This is a genomic window from Puerhibacterium puerhi, from assembly GCF_009846865.1.
GTDB classification, from domain to species: Bacteria; Actinomycetota; Actinomycetes; order Actinomycetales; family Cellulomonadaceae; genus Puerhibacterium; species Puerhibacterium puerhi.
This window is the reverse complement of sequence record NZ_WUWN01000002.1, coordinates 165,390-187,654: the sequence shown is the minus strand read 5'-3', so window position 1 is coordinate 187,654 and position 22,265 is coordinate 165,390. Positions and strand designations below refer to the sequence as shown.

Here is a 22,265-nt window from a genome sequence, read left to right as displayed (position 1 = left end):
CTCCGAGGCCTCGGAGGCAACCACAACTCGAGTCTCGGCACGGGGCTGTGGACGGCGCCGGCGGGCGCGCGGTCTCCCGGAGCACGCTGTGGCGCATGTCGCGACCCGCACCGCTGCCTCGCGCTCTCGCCGGCCGAGCCTTCACCGTGCACGAGGCTCGCCGTGCCGGTCTGAGCCGTGGCCGCCTGCGGTCGGCGGACCTCGCGCGCCCGACGCGCGGGGCGCGCATGCCGACGGTGCTCGCCGACGACCACGTCGAGCGCTGCCGCGCCGTGCTCGCAGCGAGTCCGCCGTCGGCCGTGGTCAGCTACGTCAGCGCGCTGCGGCTCGTGCGCGTCGAGATCCCGCGGCGGCTGTCCGGCGACGAGCGGGTGCACATCACCGTGCTGGAGGGCGACGTCGCCCCGCAGCGCCGCGGCGTCGTGACGCACACCCACGCGTCCGACGGGCGCCGATATCGAGGACGCCCCCTGCCGACGGTCACCGCCGCAGGGCTGCCCGCGGTCGCGCCCGAGCGTACGTGGCTGCAGCTGGCGGGGTCGCTGACGGCCGACGAGCTGGTGGTGCTCGGCGATGCGATGACGCGACGCAAGTCGCCGGTGACCACCGTCGTCGCCCTGCGTGGGGAGGTCAGTGCCGCGCCACCGGGCACTCGCGGGATCCGCCGCGCCCGCGATGCCGTCGAGCTGGTCCGGCCCGGCACCGACTCGTCACCGGAGTCCTGGGTCCGGCTGCACATGGTCCGGGCGGGGCTGCCGTGCCCGCTCGTCAATGCCAAGATCTACGACGACCGCGGCGGCTTCGTGGCCATGCCGGACCTGGCCCTGCCCGCGCTCAAGATCGCGATCGAGTACGACGGCGACGTGCACCGCACCGACCGCGAGACGTGGATGCGCGACGTCGCCAAGCGCGAGCAGCTCCGGGACCTCGGCTGGCTCGTGGTCGTGGTCGTGGGCGCGCACCTGCGCGACCCCGACGCGCTCGTCGCCATGCTGCGGCGCGCGGTCCGCTCGCGCTCCTGAGCGCCAACTCCGACGCACCGAGACTTGAGTTGTGGTCACCTCCGAGGCCTCGGAGGCGACCACAACTCAAGTCTCGGCGCCCAGCGGGGGCGGGCGCCGGGTCAGACGCCCGTGCGGACCGTCTTGACGTTGTTCGCCTGCGCGCGCGGACGCACCACGAGCAGGTCGACGTTCACGTGCGCCGGGCGGGTCAGCGTCCAGGCGATGGCGTCGGCGATGTCGTCGGCCACCAGCGGCGTGTACCCCTCGTAGACGGCGGCGGCGCGCTCGGCGTCGCCCTCGAACCGCACCAGGGAGAACTCCTCGGTGGCCACAGCGCCTGGCGCGATCTGCACCACGCGCAGCGGCTCGCCGGCGATCTCCCAGCGCAGGGTCGTGGCGAGCATCCGCTCGGCGTGCTTGGCGGCCGTGTACCCGGCGCCGCCCTCGTAGGCGTCGTGCGCCGCCGTAGAGGTCACGACGACGACGTCGGAGCCGCCGGTGCGCTGCGCCGACTCGCGCAGCAGCGGCAGCAGCGCCTTCGTCACGCGCAGCGTGCCGAGCACGTTGAGCTCGTACATCTGCCGCCAGCCGTCGAGGTCGGCGTCCTCGACCTTGTCCAGCCCGAGCGCTCCGCCGGCGTTGTTCACGACGGCGTCCAGGCCCCCGGTCGCGCGCAGGTGCCCGGCGAGCGCGGCGACGGCGTCGTCGTCCGTGACGTCGAGCGGGTACGCCTCCGCGCCGGTCTCGGCCGCGAGCGCCTCGAGCCGGTCCGCGCGGCGCGCGGCGACGACGACGCGCCAGCCCTCGGCGGCCAGGCGCCGGGCGGTGGCGGCGCCGATGCCGGAGGAGGCCCCGGTGACCAGGACGCGGCGCGCGGCGTCGGCGGACGGGGTGGGCTCTGCGGAGGCGGAGCGGTGCTCGGCGGGGGTGGTCGTCATGCCTCGCACCCTAGCCGCGACCTGCGCGGCCGATCCCCGCCGCCCCCCTTTATCGGCGCACGCGACCAGCGCACGCTGGGAGGTGTCGTCATCCGTCACGGTCCGAGGAGGGACACCATGACGACCCCTCTCTCCCCCGCGGTCCCGGCCGAGCTGCTGGCGACCGTCCGCACCAAGCACCACGCCCTGTGGGCCTCCGGCGACTACCCCGCCGTCGCGGAGGTCGTGGCCGGCCTCGGCCCGGCGCTCGTCGAGGCGTGCGAGGTCCGCCCCGGCCAGCGCGTCCTCGACGTCGCCGCCGGCTCCGGCAACGCCGCCATCCCCGCCGCGCTCGCCGGCGCCGACGTCGTCGCCTCCGACCTGACGCCCGAGCTGTTCGACGCCGGCCGGGCGCGGGCCGCCGCACAGGGCGCGCAGCTGCGCTGGGAGCAGGCCGACGCCCACGCGCTGCCGTACGCCGACGGCGAGTTCGACGTCGTCATGTCCTGCATCGGCGTCATGTTCGCGCCGTTCCACCAGCTGGCCGCCGACGAGCTCGTCCGCGTCACCCGGCGCGGCGGGCGGATCGGCGTGGCGTCGTGGACGCCCGACGGGTTCATCGGCGAGCTGTTCGCGACGCTGCGCCCCGACGCGCCGCCGTCCCCACCCGGCGCGCAGCCGCCGCCCCTGTGGGGCGACGAGACGCACGTGCGCGAGCTGCTCGGCGACCGCGTCCGGCACCTGCGGGCCGAGACGCGCACGCTCACGGTGGACCGGTTCGCCAGCGGCGCCCAGTTCCGCGACTTCTTCAAGGCGACCTACGGCCCGATGATCGCCACGTACAGGCACGTCGGCGACGACGCCGAGCGCGCCCAGCGCCTCGACGAGGAGCTCGCCGCCCTCGGCGACCGCTACCTGACCGGCCACGACGGCAGCAGCACGATGGAGTGGGAGTACCTGCTGGTGACGGCGACCCGCCGCTGAAGCACTCGCCGCCACAGCACCCGCCGCTGGGCCCGCAGCCGCGACGCGGCGCGGGGCAGTCGCGACGACGGCGTACTAGGCTCACCGGCGGACCGCGGGCCGCGCATCTGGCCCGTCGGCGCGACCCGTGCGTTGGGGCCGCGGGTCCGTGGACGCGAGATGGCGCGTCGGTCAGCCACCCGGCACCCTCAGCCACACCTGGAGTCACTCGCGTGCGCCTGCGCCCCACCCGTCGCCCCGCCCTGCCCGCCGTCCTCGCCGCCACCGCCTCCGCCGGCCTCGTCCTCGCCCTCGCCGCGTGCGGCGGCGACGTCGACGGAGCCGCCGGCGCCGGAGCCACCGCGGCGACCACCCCGGCGGCGTCGTCCGACGCCCCCGTGGCCACGACCTACCCCGTGACGCTCGACAACTGCGGCTTCGCCGTGACGATCGACGCCGCCCCGCAGCGCGTGGTGACGATCAAGTCCTCGACGGCGGAGATGCTCCTCGCGCTCGGCCTGGGCGACCGGATCGTCGGCTCCGCCTACCTCGACGGCCCGGTGCCCGACTCCCTCGCCGACGCCGCCCGCGGCACGGCCGTCGAGACGCCGTTCAGCGACGAGGTGCCCGGCACCGAGGCCACGCTCGCCCTCGAGCCGGACCTCGTCTACGCCGGCTGGGAGTCCAACGTCACCGCCGACGGCGCGGGCGACCGCGGCACGCTGGAGCAGCTCGGCGTCGACACGTACGTCTCGCCGTCGGCGTGCAAGGGCGAGGGGTACATGCCCGACCCCCTGACGTTCGACCAGGTCTTCGCCGATATCACCGAGGCCGGCGAGATCTTCGACGCCAACCAGGCGGCGGCCCACCTGGTGGCTCAGCAGCGTGAGACGCTCGCGGGCGTCACCCCGGACGACCGCGGCCTGAGCGCCCTGTGGTACTCCTCCGGCGGGGACACGCCCTACGTCGGCGCCGGCATCGGCGCGCCGCAGATGATCATGGACGCCGTCGGGCTGGAGAACGTCGCCGCCGACGTCCACGACACCTGGACCTCGATGTCCTGGGAGCAGGTCGTGGCCGACGACCCGGACGTCATCGTGCTGGTCGACGCCACCTGGAACAGCGCCGAGGACAAGATCGCCCGGCTCGAGTCCAACCCCGCCACCGCGCAGCTCACCGCGGTGCGCGAGCACCGCTACCTCACCGTGCCGTTCCCGGCCACCGAGGCGGGCGTGCGCAACGTCGACGCCGTCGTCGACCTCGCGGCGCAGCTGCAGGAGCTGGACCTGCGGTGACGAGCGCCCCGACCGGCACCTCGGCCGACGCCTCGACCGGTACCGCGGCGGCACCGCGGGCGACGAGCGGCGCGCGCCGCACCGGCCCGTGGGCCGCCGTCGGCGCCGTCGCGCTGCTGGCCTCCGTCGTGCTGGCCGTGGCCGTGGGGCCCGCCGACCTCGCGCCGGGCGACGTGTGGCGCTCGGTCGCCACGCACCTGGGCCTGGGCGACGCGCTCGGCCTGGCGCCGCTCGACCGGCTGCCCGACGCGATGGTGTGGCAGCTGCGGCTGCCGCGCGTGCTCACCGCCGCGGCGGTGGGCGCCGGGCTGGCGGTGTGCGGCGTCGTCATGCAGTCCCTGACGCGCAACCCGCTGGCCGACCCCTACCTGCTGGGCCTGTCCTCCGGCGCGTCGCTCGGCGCGGCGGCGGTGCTGGTGCTGGGCGCGACGGTGCTGCTGCCGGTCGCGGCGTTCGTCGGCGCGACGGCGGCGCTGGTCGCCACGCTGGGCCTGGCCGCGGCGTCCGGGCGCGGGCGGGGCATCGCCCCGGCCCGCACCGTGCTGGCCGGCCTCGCCGTCGGGCAGCTGGCCGCCGCAGCGACGAGCTTCGTCATCTTCTGGTCGGCCAAGGGCGACCAGTACCGCGAGATCCTGTCCTGGCTCATGGGTTCGGTGGCCGGGGCGACGTGGACGTCGGTGGCCGTGGCCGGCGGCGCGGTGCTCGTGCTGGGCACCGCGCTGGCGTGCACCGGCTCGCTGCTGGACGCGTTCACCTTCGGCGACACCGCCGCCGCGACGCTCGGCGTGCCCGTGGCCCGCGTGCGGTGGGTGCTGCTAGTCGGCGTCGCGCTGCTCACCGGCGCGCTGGTCGCGCAGTCGGGGTCCATCGGGTTCGTCGGGCTGATCCTGCCGCACGCCGTGCGGCTGCTCGTGGGGGCCCGGCACCGCGCCCTGCTGCCGCTGTCCGCGCTGGCCGGCGGCACGTTCCTGGTCTGGGCCGACACCCTGGCGCGCACCGTGTTCGAGCCGCGCGAGCTGCCGGTCGGCATCGTCACCGCGGCGATCGGCGCGCCGGTCTTCGCGGCCCTGCTGTGGCGGGGGCGGGCCCGTGCCTGACACGACGACCGGTCCCGCGACGACCGCGACCCCGACGACGGCGGCCTCGACGGCGATGCCCGCGACGACCGCCGGCGACCGCCCCGCGACCACCGCGAGCCCCGCCGGCGCGCCCACCGGGCTGGCCGCCGAGCGCGTCGCCTGGGGCGTCGACGGCCGGCTCGTGCTCGACGGCGTCGACGTCACCGCTCCCCCGGGCGCCGTGACCGGGCTGCTCGGCCCGAACGGGGCGGGCAAGTCGACGCTGCTGCGCATCGTCGCCGGGGTCCAGCGGCCCGACGGCGGTCGCGTGCTGCTGGCGGGTGGCGACGACGACGGTGCGGACCTGCTGGCGATGCCGCGCCGGCGCCGGGCCCGCACCCTGGCGCTCGTGGAGCAGGACGCCGGCACGGACCTGCCCGTCACCGTGCTGGACGCCGTCCTGCTGGGCCGCACCCCGCACCGCTCCTGGCTGGCCGGCGACTCCGCCGACGACCGCGAGGTCGCCCGGGGCGCGCTCGCCCGCGCGGGCGCCGCGCACCTGGCCGACCGCGAGGTCACGACGCTGTCCGGCGGCGAGCGCCAGCGGGTCCACCTCGCGCGTGCCCTGGCCCAGCAGCCGCGCGTGCTGCTGCTCGACGAGCCGACCAACCACCTCGACGTCGCCGCGCAGCTCGCCACGCTGCGGCTGGTGCGCTCGCTGGCCGACGACGGGGTCACGGTGCTCGCCGCGCTGCACGACCTCACGCTCGCCGCGGGCACGTGCGACCACGTCGTGCTGCTGGCGCCCGGGCGCGACGGCGCCGGCGGACGCGTCGTGGCGGCGGGGCCGGTCGAGGACGTCCTCGTGCCCGCGGTCATCGACCCGGTCTACGGCGTGCGCACCACGGTGCTGCGCCACCCGCGCACGGGGCGGCCGGTGCTGGCGTTCGACTGAGCACGCCGGGCCCGGGCGCCCGGCGCGTCGCGGACGCCCGGCTCGTCCCGGTCCGCGGTCCTCCGGTCGTGCACCCCCGTCCTGGCCGCCGTCAGACGGGGACGCGCGCGGGCCGGTGCAGCACCCCGCGCAGGAGCCGGCCCACGCCGAACGCCTTGAGGGCCGCGGTCAGGCCGGGCCCGAGCGCCGCGTCGTCGACGTCGACCAGCTCGAGCCCGTCGGCCAGGTACTCCTCGCCGCGGCGGGTCAGGCTGAACCGGCCGGCGGCCCGCACGTTGCGGCACCAGTCGGTGTCGGCGCCCCACGGCAGGGGGATGTAGACGTGCACGTCGCGGTCGCTGCGGGTCACCACGGGCCGGCCGGGCACGGCGGTCGCGCCCGGGTCGATCGGGGCGCGTGCCGCGAAGGCGACGAGCGGGGTCCGGTAGGCGTGCCCGCTCGTGCGCCCGACGTGCTGCACCACCACCCACGGCGGCACCTTCGCGGCGACGCGGAGCATGGACGGGTTCGCGCGCCGGGCGACCGGCTGCATCGGTGCGGGCAGGCCCATGGCCCCATGGTGCGACGGCGTGCCCGACGGCGCGAGAGAGCGCGCCGGGCCGCCTCGGTCAGCCGATGAGCAGCTCGGTCGTGTCGACCACGCGCTCGTACCCCAGGCGCTGGTACAGCGCGTTGGACACGGGGTTGGCCTGGTCGGTGAACAGGCACACCCGGTGCCCGGCGTCGAGCAGCGCCTGGCTGACGTGGGCGACCAGCGCGCCCGCGTACCCGCGGCCGCGGTGCGCCGGCGGGGTGAACACCGGCCCGACCCGCGCGACGCCGAGCGCCGGCCCGGCCACCCCGGTCATGTGCACGGTCTCCCCGGCGTCCTCCCACAGCCAGACGCGCCCGTCGGCGACCCGCCGCGTCACGTCGTCGGCGGACAGGAAGTGCCCCGCCCGGCCCTTCGGAGCGCGGCCGGCCTGCCGGGCAGCCTCCGCCCCGAACGCGTCGAACCACCCCTGCACCGTCGCCAGGTCGGCGGTGGTCGCGAGGCGCGGCCCGCCCGGCGGCGTCCGGACCGGCCGCACCACCGTGCGCACCTCGAACAGCCGCGTGCGGACGGCTGCCGTCACCGCGGCGCCGGAGCGCGCCGCGACCCGCTCGGCGACGAGCCGGGCGGCCGGCAGCGCGCCGTTGGCCCCGCCCGGCAGCTCCCCACGGGCGACCAGCGCGTCGGCCAGCGCGACGGCGGCGTCGTCGGGCATGGGCAGCAGGTACAGCGGGTGGGGCGGCATGGGCGCGGTCCGCATCGCCACCCCGACGACGTCGCCGCGGTCGCGCGTGACGGCGAACCAGTGCGGGTGCTCCGGCGGCCCCTCCCCGGCCGCCGCACGTGCCGCGAGCCGCTGCGCGGTGGTCGACACCACGGTGGCGAGCACCGGGTCGGCGGCGAGGTGCTCGCCCGCCACCGCCAGGAACTGGGCAGGGTCGATGAAGAAGTCCCAGGTCGCGACGCTCATGCGCGCACTCTGCACCACCGCGGGGGCGTGGGCCACGACGTCGGGCGCGCGTCGCCGATCCGGACCGCCGGCGGCCGGCGGCGCGGCGTCCGGCTCCCCCGCGCGCGGCTCAGCAGTCGGTGTGCCCCGGGGCGCACCAGCGGTGGCCGACGTCGACCACCAGCCGGGACCCGTGGCCCGGTCCCGGCACGACGAACGCCCGGAAGGGCAGCCGCGCCCGCACCCCCAGCCCGACCGTCGTGACGCCCTCGAAGCTGCCGGCGTACACGACGTCGCGGAAGGTGCGGAAGCCGGCCGTGCCGGCGAGCCGGGTGCCGGGACGGACGGCGAGCGGACCGTCCGGGTCGATGCCGACCCGCGCGACGACCTCCATGCGGGCCCCGCCGCGGACCGGCACGACGTGCCCCGACCCGTCGGCGACGACGCGGCTCACGTACCGCACCGACCAGCCGGTCAGCGGGCGGCTCACGTCGAGCACGAGCCGGTCGAAGCAGGCGTGGCGGCCGGCGCGCACGTCGGTGAGCTGCCCGCGGGACATGCCCGGGTCGCTCTTGGCGAGCGAGGTCCACGCCTGCCCGCAGTACGGATGGGCCGCTGCCGTCGGGGCCACGAGCACGGTCCCGGCGAACAGCAACGACAGGACGGCCAACCAGGCGAGCAGTCGACGGCGCATGGTGCACTTCCTTCGTACGCCACCAGGATCCTCCGTGCGCCGGGCCTGGTCAACGGCCTGCCGCGGCGTCGTCGGCCAGAATGGGCGCATGACCTCCGCCCTGTGGCTCACCGGCGACGCCGAGTCCGACCAGCTGCTCTCCGACGACCCGTTCGCGCTGCTGGTCGGCATGCTGCTGGACCAGCAGTATCCGATGGAGGCCGCCTTCGCCGGCCCCCGGAAGATCCGCGACCGCATGGGCACCCTGGACCCGCGCGCGATCGCCGACGCCGACCCCGACGCGTTCGTCACGATGGCCACCACGCCGCCGGCGATCCACCGCTACGGCCGCTCGATGGCCGGCCGCGTGCAGGCGGTGGCGCGCGCCGTCGTCGACGACTACGACGGCGACGTGACCCGCATCTGGACGACGCCGGGCGCCGCGGGCGAGGCGCCCACCGGCGCCGAGGTGCTCGCGCGCCTCGAGGCGCTGCCCGGGTTCGGCACGCAGAAGGCACAGATCTTCCTGGCCCTGCTGGGCAAGCAGCGCGGCGTCACCCCGGCCGGCTGGCGCGAGGCCGCCGGGCACTACGGCGACGAGGGCTCGTTCCGCTCGATCGCCGACGTGACGAGCGCGGACGCCATGGCCAAGGTGCGCGAGTTCAAGAAGGCGCAGAAGGCCGCGGCGAAGCAGGCGGGGACGAAGCAGGCGGGGACGAAGCAGGCGGCCGCGAAGGCCTGAGGCCCCGCCGGACCCGCCCGCAGACCTCACCCGCTGACCGGGGGTCTCGGGCGCGCGAGGGGTCGGCGCCCGTGTCATCCTGCAAGGAACCAGGCGACCAGTAGCCAGGGGGGACTGGCCGTTCACCCAACCCAGCAATCGTTGGGAGTCGCCATGGATGACAAGCTCAAGCTCGCCGCGCTCGTGATTGGCGGGTATCTGCTCGGCCGTACGAAGCACGGGAAGACGGCGCTCGCCCTCGCCCTGGCCATGGCCGGCCGTGGACTGGCCGGCGGCGAGGAGTCCAAGGGCGAGGCCGGTGGCGCCGGCGCCGCCGGTGGGGCGCTGGGCGGCCTGTCGGGCCTCCGGGACACGCTGATGTCGTCGCCGGAGATCAAGAACCTCACCGACCAGCTCACCGGCAAGCTCGTGGACGCCGCCAAGACCGCGGCGTTCGCCGCCGCCACCCGCGGCGTCGACTCGCTCAGCTCCAACCTGCAGGAGCGCACCGACCGCCTCCAGCACACCGCCGGCGAGGCGGCCGGTGGCGCGGCAGGAGCTGCCGGGGACGCGGCGGGGGCTGCCGGGGACGCGGCAGGGACCGCCGGCGAGACGGCCGGGAAGGCCGGCAAGAGCGCCGGGCGGGCCGCGAGGGGCGCGGCCGGCAAGGCCACCGGCGCGCTGTCCGGGCAGGGCGAGGAGGAGCCCGCCGAGGACGAGGCCCCGGAGAACGAGGGCGCCGAGCCGGAGGCGCCCGAGGAGGAGGGCCCGACCGACGAGGCCGCAGAGGACGAGGGTCCCGAGGAGGAGGCGCCCGAGGAGGAGGGCACCGACGAGGGCCCCGAGGAGGAAGCCCCGGAGGAGGCCCCCGAGGACGAGGGCACCGAGGTGCAGGGCGACGAGCCCGCGAAGGAGCCGGAGGAGCGCCCGGCGCCGCGGCGGACGGCTCGGTCGTCGTCCACCGCCCGCCGGCCCGCGCCCCGCACGGGCTCGCGAGCCCGCTCGTCGAGCGGCTCCTCGGCCACCGCGGAGCGGGCCTCCGGCACCACCGAGAAGCCCCAGCAGACGCGGCGGCGGTCCTCCGGCTCGAGCCGGTCGAGCTGACCGGGCCCCGGGCGAAGGAGCAGCGCGATGAGCGACAACACCCTCAAGCCCGACGTGCCGAAGCCGGGCCTCGGGCTGCCGATGGCGGTGCTGAAGGCGGCGGCCGGCAGCTACGCCAAGGCCGTCGGGGGCCGTGCGGTCAACCGGCTGTCGGAGTCCGCCGGCAACCTCACCGACCGCCTGACCCAGTACGCCGAGGGCGGCGGAAGCGGCAGCAAGGGCGGCGGGAAGAACGGCGACGGCAAGAACGGCGACGGTGACGACGACGGCGGAGGCAAGAGCAGCCCGATGGCGTCGGCGGTCGCCGAGGGCGCGAGCAAGGTCGCCGAGGGCGGCTCCCCCGTCAAGGCCGGGCTCTCCGCCGTCGGCACGGGCCTGAAGGAGACGGTCAAGGGCATCTTCGGCCGCGGCGAGGGCGGCGGCGGCAAGGGCAGCGGCAACAAGAAGTTCAAGTTCAACAACATCGTCGAGGCCATCGACGTCGGCGCCCCGGTCGACGTGGTCTACGACGCCTGGACCACCTACGACCAGTGGCCCGACTTCATGAAGAAGCTCGAGAAGGCCGAGCTCGACCCGGACGAGGGCAAGGCGAAGTTCAAGGGGCAGGTCTTCTGGTCGCACCGCGAGTGGGAGACCACGATCAAGGAGCAGGTGCCCGACCGGCGCATCGTCTGGGACTCCTCGGGCCCCAAGGGGCACATCAGCGGCGCGGTGACCTTCCACGAGCTGGCCGAGGACCTCACCCGCATCGTGATCGTCCTCGAGTACCACCCGCAGGGGTTCATGGAGAAGACCGCCAACATCTGGCGGGCGGCCAACCGACGGGTGCGGCTCGAGCTCAAGTTCTTCGTCCGGTACGTCATGAAGGACGCCGTGCTGCACCCCGACGACTTCGAGGGCTTCCACGCGGAGATCCACGACGGCGAGATCGTGCGCAGCCACGAGGACGCCCTCGCCGACCGCGAGGAGCAGGACGAGGGCGACGAGGGCGACGAGGGCGAGGCCGCGGAGGGCGCCGAGGGCGAAGGCGCCGAGGACTACGACGCCGGCTACGACGAGGAGTACGAGCCGGAGTCCCACGAGGGCGACGACGGGGCGTACGACGAGGGCGAGTACGACGAGGAAGAGCCGGCCGACGAGTACGACGAGGAGGACTACGGCGACGAGGGCGAGGAAGCCGACGAGGGCGAGGAAGGCGACGAGGACTACGCCGAGGACGAGTACGCCGAGGACGAGGAGGAGCCTGCCGACGAGGACGAGGAGGAGGCCGACGACGAGGCCGCCTCGCAGGAGCCCGCCCCGGCCCGCCGTCGGAGCCGTCGGTAGCGCCCGGAGACAGCAGACGAAGGAGGCACCATGAGTGCGGTCACCACCACCCGCAGCGGCGGGTATCTCGATCGTCCGTCGTCCGCCTCGCTGGCCGACGTCATCAACATCATCCTCGACAAGGGTCTCGTCATCGACATCTTCGTGCGGGTCTCCGTGGTCGGCATCGAGCTGATCACCATCGACGCCCGCATCGTCATCGCCAGCGTGGACACCTACCTCCGGTTCGCGGAGGCCACCAACCGCCTCGACCTCACCCAGACCGGCGGCAAGGACCTCACCGAGCTCACCGAGGGCATGATGCGCGGCGGCGCCCGCGGCAAGTCCCGCGGCGTGATCGACTCGGTCAAGGAGGCCTTCACCGGCGACGACGACGATGACGACGACAGCGGGCAGCGGCAGGAGGAACCGCGTCGGCGCCGGCCCGCTCGGCAGGGGCGCTCGTGAGCGCCGCGGTGTCGACAGACGTGGGGACGCAGGTGGCGGGGCTCTACTTCTACGGGATCGCCCCGCCGGGCACCGCGCTCCCCCGCGGCCTGACGGGCGTGCACGGGGCCCCGGTGCAGGTGCTGCCGCTCGGGGAGGTCGCCGCGCTGGTGTCGGACCTCGACGGGCGGGCCGTGGTCGGCCTTCCTGTTGAGGTGCGCGACCACGTCGCCGTGCTCGACGCCGTCGCCGCCGCCGGCCCGGTGCTGCCGGTCCGCTTCGGCACCACCGTCGACGACGTCGACGCGATGGGCGCAGCGTTCCCCGCGCCGCAGCAGCGCGACCACGCGGACCGCCTGCGCGACCTCGCCGACGTGGTCCAGATGACCGTCCGGGCCCGGTTCGTGCAGGACGCCGTCATCGCGCAGCTCGTGGCGGAGGAGCCGGAGATCCGCCACCTGCGCGAGCAGACGCGCCAGCACCTCGAGGAGGAGACGTACCGGGCCCGCATCCGGCTGGGCGAGCTGGTCGTGGCGGGCTTCGAGCGCAAGCGCGCCGAGCAGGCCGCGGCGCTCGAGCGCGCTGCCGCGCCGTACGCGGTGGAGCTGCGCCAGCGGCCCACGTCGCAGGTGGACGACGTCGCCGAGGTCGCGGCGCTGGTGCGCCGCCGCGACACCGCGACGTTCGAGGGCGCGCTCGAGCGGTACGCCGCCCGGACGGCCGGCCTCGTGGCGGTCCGGCTGGTGGGCCCGCAGGCGCCCTACGACTTCGTCGAAGGGGCCTGACATGGGCCTGCTCGGCGCCCTCTTCTCGCTGCCCCTCGCCCCGGTGCGCGGCACGGTCTGGGTGGCCGAGCAGGTCCGCCGCGAGGCCGAGCGGGTCTACTACGACCCCGGCAGCATCCGCAGGCAGCTCGAGGACGTCGAGCGGGCCCGTGCCCAGGGGGTGCTCGACGACGCCGAGGCGGACGCGCTGGAGGAACAGCTCGTGGCGCGGCTCGTCGAGGCGGGCCGTCGTGACCGGGAGGGGCAGCCGTGAGCGAGACCAGCACGAGGGACACCGAGCGGGCGCCGGAGCGGCGCCCGCGGCGGCGCGCAGAGGACGCCGACCGCCCGGAGCGGCGCGCGCGTCCCCGGCCTGGCCGGCGCGAGAGGGCCGAGGGGGCGGAGCGGCGCCGGCGGCCGACGTCGGACGACTCGGCCGTGCACGACGGGTCCGCCGAGCGGGACGACCGGGACGAGCGCGCCGAGCGGGCGGAGCGCGGTGAGCGCCGCGAGCGCCCCGCGGGCGACCGGCGCCAGCAGGCGCCGCGGCGGCCGACCCGCCGGCGCGACGAGCAGGCCGACGTCCGCGACGGAGCCGGCGACGACGTCGACGTCCACGACGGTGACGGCGACGGCCAGGGTGACGAGGCGCGCCGCGGCCGCCGGCGTCCCCGCCTCGGCGCCGGCGAGGCGGCGCGGCGCGCGCGGGACGAACTCGCCGCGCTGATCCGCCACGAGGTCGAGGGCGTCGTCGCCGTCGAGCGCTCCGAGGACACGTGGCTGGTCACGCTGGACGTGGTCGAGGACCCGCACGTGCCGAGCAGCTCGGACGTGCTGGCCGAGTACGAGGTGCGGCTGGACGCCGACGGCGACCTGCTCGCCTACCGGCGCGGCCGGCGGTTCGTGCGCGGCCGGGTGGAGGGCTGAGCGAGCGTCCCGGCGCGGCAGCCGCGCCGGGACGGACGGGAGCGCGCCGGGACGGGCGCGCTCCGACGGAGGGAAGGCGACCGATGACCGTGGTGGGTGGCGGCCCGGGCCGGGCCATGGAGCCGCAGCGCGAGCGCGAGGGCACGCTCGCGCACGTCATCGAAACCCTGCTCGACAAGGGCCTCGTGCTCAACGCCGACATCATGGTCTCGGTCGCCGGGGTCGAGCTGCTGGGCATCCGCATCCGGGCGGCGCTGGCGTCGTTCGACACCGCCGCGCGCTACGGGCTGGAGTTCCCGTCCGGCACGGACACCGACACCGTCGCCTGGCGCGCCGCCACCGAGGCCAAGGAGACCTGCCCCAGCTGCGGCAAGGCCTCCCCCACCCGGCAGCTGCTCGAGGAGTACTGCCCGTGGTGCGGCTGGCGCAGCGCCCAGGCGCTGCGCGGCGAGCGAACCGGGCCGGGCGCGGACCGGGTGATCGAGGCCGAGGACCCCGACGAGGACCCCGACGAGGACTCCGGACGGGACCCCGGCGAGGACGGCGCCGCGCCGCCGGACGCACGCGACGACGACGTCGACGACCCCGAGGCCGTCGGGGCGCAGGAGGTGGGCCGCGATGACTGAGCTGCTGAGCGACGACCGGCCGGGCCGGGGGGCGCCCGACGCCCTGGAGCCGACACGCGACCTGCGCGCCACGCTGCCCGACCTGGTCGACGTGCTGCTCGACAAGGGGGTCTACCTCGACCTCGACCTCATCGTCACGGTCGCCGACATCCCGCTGATCGGCGTCAACCTGCGCGCCACGGTGGCGGGGATCGAGACCCTGCTCGAGCACGGGATGATGCGCCGCTGGGACGCCCAGACCCGGGCGTGGGTGCGCCGGTCGGTGGCCCGGCACCTGCCGCTGGCGGACGACGAGGACGTCGTGGCGCGCATGGCGGGCGGCCACCGGCAGGAGGAGCCGGTGCCGCTGTGGCGGCCCGGGACGATCTACCTCACCACCCGCCGGCTGCTGGTGTGGCGCGCGGACCCCCGCGAGCTGCTCTGGCAGGCGGACCTGGCCGACGTCGTCGGCATCGCGCTGCGCGCGGAGCCCACCATCGGCGGCGAGGACCGCACGCGGGTGGTCGTCGAGACGTCGGCCGGGACCACGCTGCTCTCCGCGGCGGCGCCGGAGCGCCTGCGCGACCTGCTCGTGCAGCACGGCGCCCGGCCGGCGGCCGGCGGCCCGGCGCGCGACGAGCCCGCCCCGCCGCTGCTGCGGGACCACGCGTGGTACTGCGAGCGGCTCGCCGGCCGCAGCACGTGGCGCGGTGGCACGGCGACGCTCGACGAGACCGCCGGGCTCGTGTGGCAGGGCCCGCTCGACTCCCGCCCGGCCGTGCGCCTGCGGCCCGACCGCATCGCGGCGGTCGACGTCGAGCGCGGCCGCACGCCGACGGGCGCGCGGGTGCTCGTCGTGCACGGCCGCACGGGCGACGGCACCGCGACCACGGTGCGGCTCGCCGTGGCGGACGCGAGCCGCTGGGCGCGCGCGGTGGCCGAGCTCGCGGGGCTGCGGGCGCTGGAGCCCACGGGAGGGCCGCGATGACGCTGCGCGTCGACGAGGGCAGCCTGAAGAACGGGGTGCTGACGCTCGTCGTGACGCTGGTCGAGGTGATCCAGGAGGCGCTGGAGCACCAGGCGCTGCGACGCATCGAGGGCGGCGACCTCACCGAGGAGGAGCAGGAGCGGCTCGGCCAGGCCCTGCTCGACCTCGACGACGCGCTGGAGCAGATCAAGGCCGACCACGGCCTCACCGCCTCGGTGGCCGACCTGCACCGCGGCCTCGACGACGTGGTCGACGAGCTGGTGGACAAGCTGGTCAACCCGGCACGGTGGGCCGAGCAGTCCCGGCGGGAGGGGCCGTGAGCGCCGCGGCATCCCCGGAGATCCCGGGCGTGGGCACCGGGCTGTACGTCTACGCCGTCGTCGCGGGGGCGCCAGCGGACCTGGGCACCGGGATCGACGGCGCCGCGCTCGACGTCGTGCCCGCGGCCGGGGTCGCCGCCGTCGTGCACCGGCACGCCGACGGGCCCTACCAGGGCGCCGACGACGACGTGCGGCGCTGGATCGTGGAGCACAGCGACGTCGTCGACCGGCTGTGGCAGGCGGGCGTGCCGGTGCTGCCGATGAGCTTCAACGTCATCGTCGCGGCCGAGGAGGACGGCGACAGCCCGGCGGACCGCGACGGCGACGGCCCGGCGGACGGCGAGGGCGCCCTGGACGCCGGCGTCGCGACGGCGCGCCGCCGCCTCGAGCGATGGCTCGGGGCGCACGCGGCGGACCTGCGCGACCGGCTCGAGGCGCTGCGCGGCCGGGTCGAGCTGCGGGTCGACGTCGCGCTCGACCAGCACGCCGTCGGGCAGCGCGACGAGGCCACCCGCGCCGTCCGGGCCGAGCTGGAGTCCCGGCCGCCGGGCGTCCAGCGGCTGCTGCGCCGGCGCCTGGACCGGCTCGAGCGGGACGCCGCCGACGCCCTGGCCGACGAGCTCTACCCCGCCCTGCGGCGCCGGCTCGCGCAGGTGGCGGAGGAGCTCACGGAGAACCGCCGGGCCCGGCCCGAGGAGGGCCACGTCCCGGTGCTCACCGTCTCGCTGCTCGTGGCCCGCGAGGCGATGCCGAGCGTGGGGCGCGAGCTCGCCGCGGTCCGGGACGAGCAGCCCGCCGCGCGCATCCGGTACCTCGGCCCGTGGCCGCCGTACTCGTTCGCGGACGTGCCGGGGATCGAGGCGCCGGGCAGCGAGGCACCGGGGATCGAGGCGCCGGGCAGCGAGGCCCCGGGCAGCGAGGCACCGGGCAGCGAAGGGCCGTCGAACGATCTGACCGAACCGTCGGGCAAGTCCGACCCGTCCCCTAGAGTTGAAACATGAACGACGTCGCGCCCTCCCCCACGTCCGAGCGCCCCGAGCACGCGCAGGGCGGCAGGTACACGGTCAAGGGCCAGGAGTACGTGCGCGACCAGCGGTACATCACCACCCGGATCACCCGCGGCGGCGGCGCGCCCGACGGCGGGCACGACGCGGCGTCGGACACCTACCCCGTCGAGGCCGGCCGCTACCGCCTCGTCGCGGCGCGCGCCTGCCCCTGGGCGAACCGCAGCATCATCGTGCGGCGCCTGCTCGGGCTCGAGGACGCGATCAGCCTGGGCCTGCCCGGGCCGACGCACGACGAGCGCAGCTGGACCTTCGACCTCGACCCCGGCGGCAAGGACCCGGTGCTCGGGATCGAGCGGCTGCAGGAGGCGTTCTTCGCCCGCCAGCCCGGGTACCCGCGGGGCATCACCGTGCCGGCGATCGTCGACACCCGCGACGGCGCCGTCGTCACCAACGACTTCGCGCAGATCACGCTCGACCTGTCCACCGAGTGGGCCGAGCACCACCGGGCGGGTGCGCCGCGCCTGCTGCCCGCCGACCCGGACGAGCGGGCCGAGATGGACGCGGTGATGCAGCGCGTCTACACCGAGGTGAACAACGGCGTGTACCGCTGCGGGTTCGCCGGGTCGCAGGAGGCGTACGAGGCCGCGTACGAGCGGCTGTTCGTGGCGCTCGACTGGCTCGAGGAGCGCCTGACCGACCGGCGCTACCTCATGGGCGACCACCTCACCGAGGCGGACGTGCGGCTGTTCACCACGCTGGTGCGGTTCGACGCCGTCTACCACGGGCACTTCAAGTGCAACCGCAACAAGCTGGTCGAGATGCCGAACCTGTGGGCCTACGCCCGCGACCTGTTCCAGACGCCGGGCTTCGGCGACACGGTCGACTTCGTGCAGATCAAGCAGCACTACTACGTGGTCCACAAGGACATCAACCCCACGCAGATCGTCCCGGCCGGCCCCGCGCTGGACGGCTGGCTCGAGCCGCACGGCCGCGAGCGCCTGGGTGACAAGACGTGGGGCGACGGCGGCACCGCGCCCGGGCCGGTGCGCGAGGGCGAGCAGGTGGCCGCGGGGCACAACCCGCTGTACCCGGCCTGAGCCGAGCCGCCGACGTCGGTCGCACGCCGGCACCCGCCCGGACCCTGTGCCGCACCACCCGCACCGACGCCCGGCCGGCGGCGACTCCGGCCGGGCGCCGGCGTCGGTCCCGGCTCACCAGTCGTGCACGGTCCCGTCGACGAGGCGGTTCACCGGCAGGTAGCCGGGCCGGTACGGGAAGGCCGCCGCCGCCTCCTCGTCGAGCTCGACGCCGATGCCCGGCGCCTCCCCCGGGTGCAGGTACCCGCCCTCGAACGTGTACGCGTGGCGGAACACCGCGTTCGTGGCGTCGGTGTGCCCGGAGTACTCCTGGATGCCGAAGTTGTGCGCCGCCAGGTCCAGGTGCAGGCCCGCGGCCATGCCGACCGGCGAGATGTCCTCGGGCCCGTGGATGCCGGTGCGCACCTGGTTCACCGCCGCGTAGTCGAACAGCTTGCGCATCGGCGTGATGCCGCCGAAGTGCGTGACGGCGGAGCGCACGAAGTCGACCAGCTGCTCGTCGAGCAGCGTCTTGTAGTCATGGATCGTGTTGAACACCTCGCCGATCGCCAGTGGGGTGGTGCTGTGCTGGCGCACCAGCCGCAGCGCCGCCTGGTTCTCGGCGGGCGTGCAGTCCTCCAGCCAGAACAGGTCGTACGGCTCGACGGACTTGGCCAGCCGGGCGGCCTGCTGCGGCGACAGGCGGTGGTGCACGTCGTGCAGCAGCGGCAGCTCGGGGCCGAACTCCGCGCGCACGGCCTCGAGCACCGTCGGCACGTGCCGCAGGTAGGCGGCCGTGTCCCAGTCCTCGACCAGCGGGCGGGCGTCCTCGCTGCGCGACCGGTCGCCCGAGGGCACCGGGTCGCCGGAGTGCACGCCGTAGACCCGCCTGAGCCCGGGCACGCCGGTCTGCACGCGCACGCTGGTGTGGCCCTCGGCGAGCCGGGCGCGCACGGAGTCGAGCAGCTCGGGGATGTCGCGGCCGTTGGCGTGGCCGTAGGTGCGCAGGCCCTCGCGGGAGGCGCCGCCGAGCAGCTGGTACAGCGGCAGCCCGGCCACCTTGGCCTTGACGTCCCACAGCGCGACGTCGACGGCGGCGATCGCGGCCATGGTGACCGGCCCGCGCCGCCAGTAGGCGCCGCGGTACAGGTACTGCCAGGTGTCCTCGATGCGGTGCGGGTCGAGCCCGATCAGCAGCGGCACCACGTGCTCGCGCAGGTAGGCGACGACGGCCTGCTCGCGGCCGTTCAGCGTGGCGTCGCCCAGCCCCGTGACCCCCTCGTCGGTGGTGATCTTGAGGGTGACGAAGTTGCGCCCCGGGCACGTGACGATGACGCGGGCGTCGACGATCTTCATGGCGGCCTTTCGGTGTGGTGCAGGTGGTGGGAGGAGATGCGGGAGCGGGGGCGCTCAGCCCTTGGTGGCGCCCGCGGTGAGGCCGGCGACGAGGAACTTCTGCCCGAAGACGGCGGCCAGCAGCACCGGGACGATCATCAGCGTGGAGGCCGCCATGAGGCCGCCCCAGTCGGTGCTCGCGTAGGAGATGAAGTTGTACAGCGCCACGGGCATGGTCTTGGTGGTCTCGTCGGCGAGGATCAGCGCGAACATGAAGTTGTTCCAGCTGAAGATGAACGCCAGCACGCAGGCGGTGGCGGTGCCGGGCGCGGCCAGCGGCAGCGCGATGTGCCGGAACGCCCCGAACGCACTGAGCCCGTCGGTGCGGGCGGCCTCCTCCAGCTCGATCGGCAGGCCCTCGAAGAAGCCGATCATGATCCACAGGATCAGCGGCACCGAGACGAACATGTGGCTGAGCACCAGGACGGTGTAGCTCCCGACCAGGCCGAGCTGGGCGAAGATGTAGTACCAGGGCACGAGCAGCGAGACCGCCGGCACGATGCGGGCCACGAGCACCAGCGAGCCGGTGCGCCGCATGCGGAACCGGCCCACGGCCCAGGCCGCCGGCACCGCGACGAGCGCCGACAGCACCGTGGAGACCACGCCCACCAGGGCGGAGTTCCCCAGCGAGCGCACGATCTCGCCGTCGGCGAGCACGTTGCCGAAGTTCTCGAGCGTCGGGGTGAAGAACAGGCCCACCGACGGATCGGTCACCTGCACGTTCGTCTTGAACGCGGCGGCGATCATCCACACGACGGGCAGCGCCAGGACGAGGCAGACCACCACGATGAGGGCGGCACGCACCCAGGACCAGGCGGTCAGGCGGCGGTCGGTGCGCAGCGCCTGCGGGCGCGGGGACGACGACGCGCGGTACGTCGCCGGGGCGGTGGCGCTCATGCGGACTCCTTCCCGGAGCCGCGGCGCAGCAGCGCCACGACGCCGACGATGAAGATCGTGAACAGCACGAGCACGGCCGCGGCCAGCCCGTACTCCTGGTAGTCGAATGTGAGGCCGTAGGCGTAGACGTTGAGCGTCTCGACCTCGAAGTCGGAGCCGCCGCCGGGGCCCTTGGTGGCGTAGAGGATGTCGAACGTCTTGAGGGCGTCGACGGCGCGCAGCACGAGCGCCGTGATCAGCGTCGGCGCGAGCATCGGCAGGATCACGAACCAGAAGCGCTGCCAGACGCCGGCGCCGTCCACGCGGGCAGCCTCCTCCGGCTCCTCGGGCAGCGTGGACAGACCGGCCAGGAACAGCAGGGTCATCATGGGCGTCCACTGCCACACGTCGATGAGCATGAGCACCGGCAGCGACTGGCGCACCGAGCCGAGGAACTCCTGCGGCGGCACGCCGAGGTAGCCGAGCAGGTGGTTGGCGATGCCGTTGGTCGGGTCGAGGATGAGCAGCCAGAGGATGCCGACGGCGACCGGCGTCGCCAGCAGCGGCACCATGAGCACGGTGCGCACCACCCGCATGCCGCGGAACGGCCGGCGCAGCAGCACCGCCAGCGCGAGGCCGAGCACGGTCTCGAGGACGACGGCCCCGACGGTGAATCCGACGGTCCGCCCGACGGCGGGCCAGAACCGGCGGGTGTCGGTCAGGGCGTCGCCGAAGTTCAGCAGGCCGACGTGCTGGCTGCCGGCGTTCACCGCGCCGAAGGCGTCGGTGAGGCTGAGGTTGAGCGTGAACACCAGCGGGAAGACGATCAGCAGGCCCACGAAGCCCAGGGCGGGCGAGAGCATGAGCCACTTGAGCCGCCGGTTCTCGCCGGCGAACGAGCCCGCGCGACGACGGCGTCCGGCGGGGCGGCGCGAGGCGGGCGCGGGGTCGGCCACCGGTGCGCGGCCGAGCGTCCCGCTCGTGGTGACGGACATCAGAACTCCTGGTGGCGGTTGTCGCGGACGAGAAAGTCGGCGAACTCGGCGTCGGCGGCCGCGGCGGCGGCCGCCACGTCCTGGCCGACGATGGCGGCGACGAGGGGCTGGCCGACGATGTCGCGGGCGCGGCCCACCTGGATGACCTCGGGGCGGTCGTGGCCGATGCCGTTGGCGGCGTTGACGCTCATGGTCTGCGCCAGCTCCTCCGGGAAGGCCGCCAGCGTGCTGGGGTCGTCCCAGGCGGAGGAGCGGGCACCGGGGATGCCGTCGGCCTGCAGGTCCTTGACCATGTCCGGGCCGGCGGCCCAGCGGACGAACGCCCACGCGTCGTCCCGCAGCCGGGAGAAGGCGCTCACGCCCAGGCTCCACGAAGGGATGTTGTGCGGGCGGGACCCGGCCGGCCCCGCCGGGAACGGCGCGAAGCCGACGGTGTCCTGGACCGTGGAGATGTCCGGGTCGAGGAAGTTGGAGTAGATCGCGTCGGCGTCCACGTAGAACGCCGCCTTGCCCTGGGCGAAGATCGGCATGGCCTGCTCGAGGCTCATGTTGGTCACGCCGGGCGGGCCGACCTCGTTCAGCAGCCCGCCGTAGTACTCGTAGGCGGCCACGGCCTCGGGCGTGCCGATGCCGGACCGGCCCGCGTCGTCGGTGAAGTCGCCGCCGTACGAGTACAGGAAGCTGGACCACTGGCTCACCGCGCCGTTGCGCTGACCGCGCGCGACGAAGCCGAAGACGCCGGGGTTCGCCCCGGCGATCTCGAGCGCCTGCTCGCGCATCTCCTCCAGCGTCGCCGGCGGCCCGCCTAGGTCGGCGACGAGGTCCTTGCGGTAGTACAGGGCCGGGCGCTCGGTCACCACGGGTACCGAGAACACCTTGCCGCGGGTGACCGAGCGGTCGCGTGGCGCGTCCTGGAAGTCGTCCCACGCGAAGTCGGCGTCCGCCACGTCGCCCGTCAGGTCGGCCATCCAGCCGTTGCGCGCGAACAGCAGCTGGTCCTGCAGGGGGCGGACCATCATCACGTCGATGTCCGTCGCCGACGCGTTGAGCTTGACGTTGTAGCTGTTGGAGAGCTGGTCGGCGGTGAGCATCTGCACGCTCACGCGCCGGCCGATCTGCTCTTCGAGCTCCTCGACCCGCTCGAGCATCGCGTGCGTCCACACGTGGTTGATCGCTGCCACGCGCAGGGGCGTCGACGCCGACGGCGCTCCCGCGCCGCGCGGGGCGCATCCCGCCACGGCGGCGGTACCGGCGGCGGCCGCGAGCAGGCGGCCGAACGAGCGTCGACTGAGCTCAGTGTCTGTCCACGGTGTCCAGGACTTCATCGTCACCTCGTCGTGAGTCCGCAGCGATGCGGAGGGGGCATGGTGGTCCAACTGGTAGGACCAG

General features: G+C 75.3%; 25 protein-coding genes. 17 read left to right on the top strand and 8 right to left on the bottom strand.

What is annotated here, in order from left to right; translation table 11 throughout:
• Positions 1–95: 95 nt before the first annotated feature.
• Entirely contained in the window at positions 96–1,022 is a 927-nt protein-coding gene (locus GSF02_RS02625; RefSeq protein WP_159792424.1) for a hypothetical protein, read from the top strand.
• Positions 1,023–1,123: 101 nt separating this feature from the next.
• Here the strand turns inward: GSF02_RS02625 and GSF02_RS02620 are convergent, their stop codons facing one another.
• Complete coding sequence (locus GSF02_RS02620) at positions 1,124–1,942, bottom strand: SDR family NAD(P)-dependent oxidoreductase (RefSeq protein WP_159792422.1); 819 nt, start codon at positions 1,940–1,942, stop codon at positions 1,124–1,126.
• 117 nt (positions 1,943–2,059) lie between these two features.
• Between GSF02_RS02620 and GSF02_RS02615 the strand changes: the two genes are divergently transcribed.
• The 4 genes from GSF02_RS02615 (at position 2,060) to GSF02_RS02600 (ending at position 6,192) form a co-directional block, all read left to right on the top strand.
• A complete protein-coding gene (locus GSF02_RS02615; protein ID WP_159792420.1) occupies positions 2,060–2,905 on the top strand; it encodes a class I SAM-dependent methyltransferase in 846 nt (281 codons plus the stop codon).
• 218 nt (positions 2,906–3,123) lie between these two features.
• Complete coding sequence (locus tag GSF02_RS02610) at positions 3,124–4,179, top strand: putative F420-0 ABC transporter substrate-binding protein (protein WP_408003851.1); 1,056 nt, start codon at positions 3,124–3,126, stop codon at positions 4,177–4,179.
• Complete coding sequence (locus GSF02_RS02605; RefSeq protein ID WP_159792416.1) at positions 4,176–5,276, top strand: putative F420-0 ABC transporter permease subunit; 1,101 nt, start codon at positions 4,176–4,178, stop codon at positions 5,274–5,276. The genes GSF02_RS02610 and GSF02_RS02605 overlap by 4 nt, the downstream gene beginning before the upstream one ends.
• Positions 5,269–6,192: a putative F420-0 ABC transporter ATP-binding protein gene (locus tag GSF02_RS02600; RefSeq protein ID WP_235915313.1), complete on the top strand. Its 924-nt coding sequence runs from the start codon at positions 5,269–5,271 to the stop codon at positions 6,190–6,192. Before GSF02_RS02605 ends, GSF02_RS02600 begins: the two co-directional genes overlap by 8 nt.
• 91 nt (positions 6,193–6,283) lie before the next feature.
• On the opposite strand, the gene GSF02_RS02595 is transcribed toward GSF02_RS02600, so the two are convergent.
• The 3 genes from GSF02_RS02595 to GSF02_RS02585 form a co-directional block, all read right to left on the bottom strand.
• Positions 6,284–6,742, bottom strand: a complete 459-nt coding sequence (locus GSF02_RS02595; RefSeq protein ID WP_201308743.1) for a hypothetical protein — start codon at positions 6,740–6,742, stop codon at positions 6,284–6,286.
• A 58-nt stretch (positions 6,743–6,800) separates the two neighbouring features.
• On the bottom strand, positions 6,801–7,694 hold the full coding sequence (locus tag GSF02_RS02590) for a GNAT family N-acetyltransferase (protein ID WP_159792414.1): 894 nt from the start codon (positions 7,692–7,694) through the stop codon (positions 6,801–6,803).
• Positions 7,695–7,803: 109 nt separating this feature from the next.
• Positions 7,804–8,367: an AMIN-like domain-containing (lipo)protein gene (locus tag GSF02_RS02585; RefSeq protein WP_159792412.1), complete on the bottom strand. Its 564-nt coding sequence runs from the start codon at positions 8,365–8,367 to the stop codon at positions 7,804–7,806.
• Between the two features lie 88 nt (positions 8,368–8,455).
• On the opposite strand from GSF02_RS02585, the gene GSF02_RS02580 reads away from it, so the two are divergent.
• The 12 genes from GSF02_RS02580 to GSF02_RS02525 all read left to right on the top strand — a co-directional run bounded on the left by GSF02_RS02580 (position 8,456) and on the right by GSF02_RS02525 (position 17,631).
• Entirely contained in the window at positions 8,456–9,088 is a 633-nt protein-coding gene (locus tag GSF02_RS02580) for an HhH-GPD-type base excision DNA repair protein (RefSeq protein WP_159792410.1), read from the top strand.
• A gap of 153 nt (positions 9,089–9,241) precedes the next feature.
• Complete coding sequence (locus GSF02_RS02575) at positions 9,242–10,171, top strand: hypothetical protein (RefSeq protein WP_159792408.1); 930 nt, start codon at positions 9,242–9,244, stop codon at positions 10,169–10,171.
• Positions 10,172–10,198: 27 nt separating this feature from the next.
• Positions 10,199–11,497 (top strand): SRPBCC family protein, encoded by a 1,299-nt coding sequence (locus tag GSF02_RS02570; RefSeq protein WP_159792406.1) that lies wholly within the window; start codon positions 10,199–10,201, stop codon positions 11,495–11,497.
• A 30-nt stretch (positions 11,498–11,527) separates the two neighbouring features.
• A complete protein-coding gene (gvpJ, locus tag GSF02_RS02565) occupies positions 11,528–11,944 on the top strand; it encodes a gas vesicle protein GvpJ (protein ID WP_159792404.1) in 417 nt (138 codons plus the stop codon).
• A complete protein-coding gene (locus tag GSF02_RS02560) occupies positions 11,941–12,708 on the top strand; it encodes a GvpL/GvpF family gas vesicle protein (RefSeq protein ID WP_159792402.1) in 768 nt (255 codons plus the stop codon). Before gvpJ ends, GSF02_RS02560 begins: the two co-directional genes overlap by 4 nt.
• Position 12,709: 1 nt before the next feature.
• Complete coding sequence (locus tag GSF02_RS02555; protein ID WP_159792400.1) at positions 12,710–12,961, top strand: gas vesicle protein GvpG; 252 nt, start codon at positions 12,710–12,712, stop codon at positions 12,959–12,961.
• Positions 12,958–13,614: a gas vesicle protein GvpO gene (gvpO, locus tag GSF02_RS18480; protein WP_201308742.1), complete on the top strand. Its 657-nt coding sequence runs from the start codon at positions 12,958–12,960 to the stop codon at positions 13,612–13,614. The genes GSF02_RS02555 and gvpO overlap by 4 nt, the downstream gene beginning before the upstream one ends.
• Before the next feature lie 83 nt (positions 13,615–13,697).
• On the top strand, positions 13,698–14,240 hold the full coding sequence (locus tag GSF02_RS19055) for a gas vesicle protein (RefSeq protein ID WP_328798988.1): 543 nt from the start codon (positions 13,698–13,700) through the stop codon (positions 14,238–14,240).
• A complete protein-coding gene (locus GSF02_RS18475) occupies positions 14,233–15,207 on the top strand; it encodes a gas vesicle protein (RefSeq protein ID WP_201308741.1) in 975 nt (324 codons plus the stop codon). The genes GSF02_RS19055 and GSF02_RS18475 overlap by 8 nt, the downstream gene beginning before the upstream one ends.
• Positions 15,204–15,527 carry a gas vesicle protein K gene (locus GSF02_RS02535; protein WP_159792398.1) on the top strand — a complete coding sequence of 108 codons (324 nt, stop codon included), beginning with the start codon at positions 15,204–15,206 and terminating at the stop codon, positions 15,525–15,527. Before GSF02_RS18475 ends, GSF02_RS02535 begins: the two co-directional genes overlap by 4 nt.
• A complete protein-coding gene (locus GSF02_RS02530; RefSeq protein WP_159792396.1) occupies positions 15,524–16,528 on the top strand; it encodes a GvpL/GvpF family gas vesicle protein in 1,005 nt (334 codons plus the stop codon). The genes GSF02_RS02535 and GSF02_RS02530 overlap by 4 nt, the downstream gene beginning before the upstream one ends.
• Positions 16,525–17,631 carry a glutathione S-transferase family protein gene (locus GSF02_RS02525; RefSeq protein WP_159792394.1) on the top strand — a complete coding sequence of 369 codons (1,107 nt, stop codon included), beginning with the start codon at positions 16,525–16,527 and terminating at the stop codon, positions 17,629–17,631. Before GSF02_RS02530 ends, GSF02_RS02525 begins: the two co-directional genes overlap by 4 nt.
• 114 nt (positions 17,632–17,745) lie before the next feature.
• Here the strand turns inward: GSF02_RS02525 and manD are convergent, their stop codons facing one another.
• The 4 genes from manD to GSF02_RS02505 are packed head-to-tail and all read right to left on the bottom strand — an operon-like array spanning position 17,746 to position 22,201.
• Positions 17,746–18,966, bottom strand: a complete 1,221-nt coding sequence (manD, locus tag GSF02_RS02520; protein ID WP_159792392.1) for a D-mannonate dehydratase ManD — start codon at positions 18,964–18,966, stop codon at positions 17,746–17,748.
• A 54-nt stretch (positions 18,967–19,020) separates the two neighbouring features.
• Positions 19,021–19,902 (bottom strand): carbohydrate ABC transporter permease, encoded by an 882-nt coding sequence (locus tag GSF02_RS02515; RefSeq protein ID WP_159792390.1) that lies wholly within the window; start codon positions 19,900–19,902, stop codon positions 19,021–19,023.
• Positions 19,899–20,876, bottom strand: a complete 978-nt coding sequence (locus GSF02_RS02510; RefSeq protein ID WP_159792388.1) for a carbohydrate ABC transporter permease — start codon at positions 20,874–20,876, stop codon at positions 19,899–19,901. The genes GSF02_RS02515 and GSF02_RS02510 overlap by 4 nt, the downstream gene beginning before the upstream one ends.
• Positions 20,876–22,201 (bottom strand): ABC transporter substrate-binding protein, encoded by a 1,326-nt coding sequence (locus tag GSF02_RS02505; RefSeq protein WP_159792386.1) that lies wholly within the window; start codon positions 22,199–22,201, stop codon positions 20,876–20,878. Before GSF02_RS02505 ends, GSF02_RS02510 begins: the two co-directional genes overlap by 1 nt.
• Between the last annotated feature and the right edge of the window lie 64 nt (positions 22,202–22,265).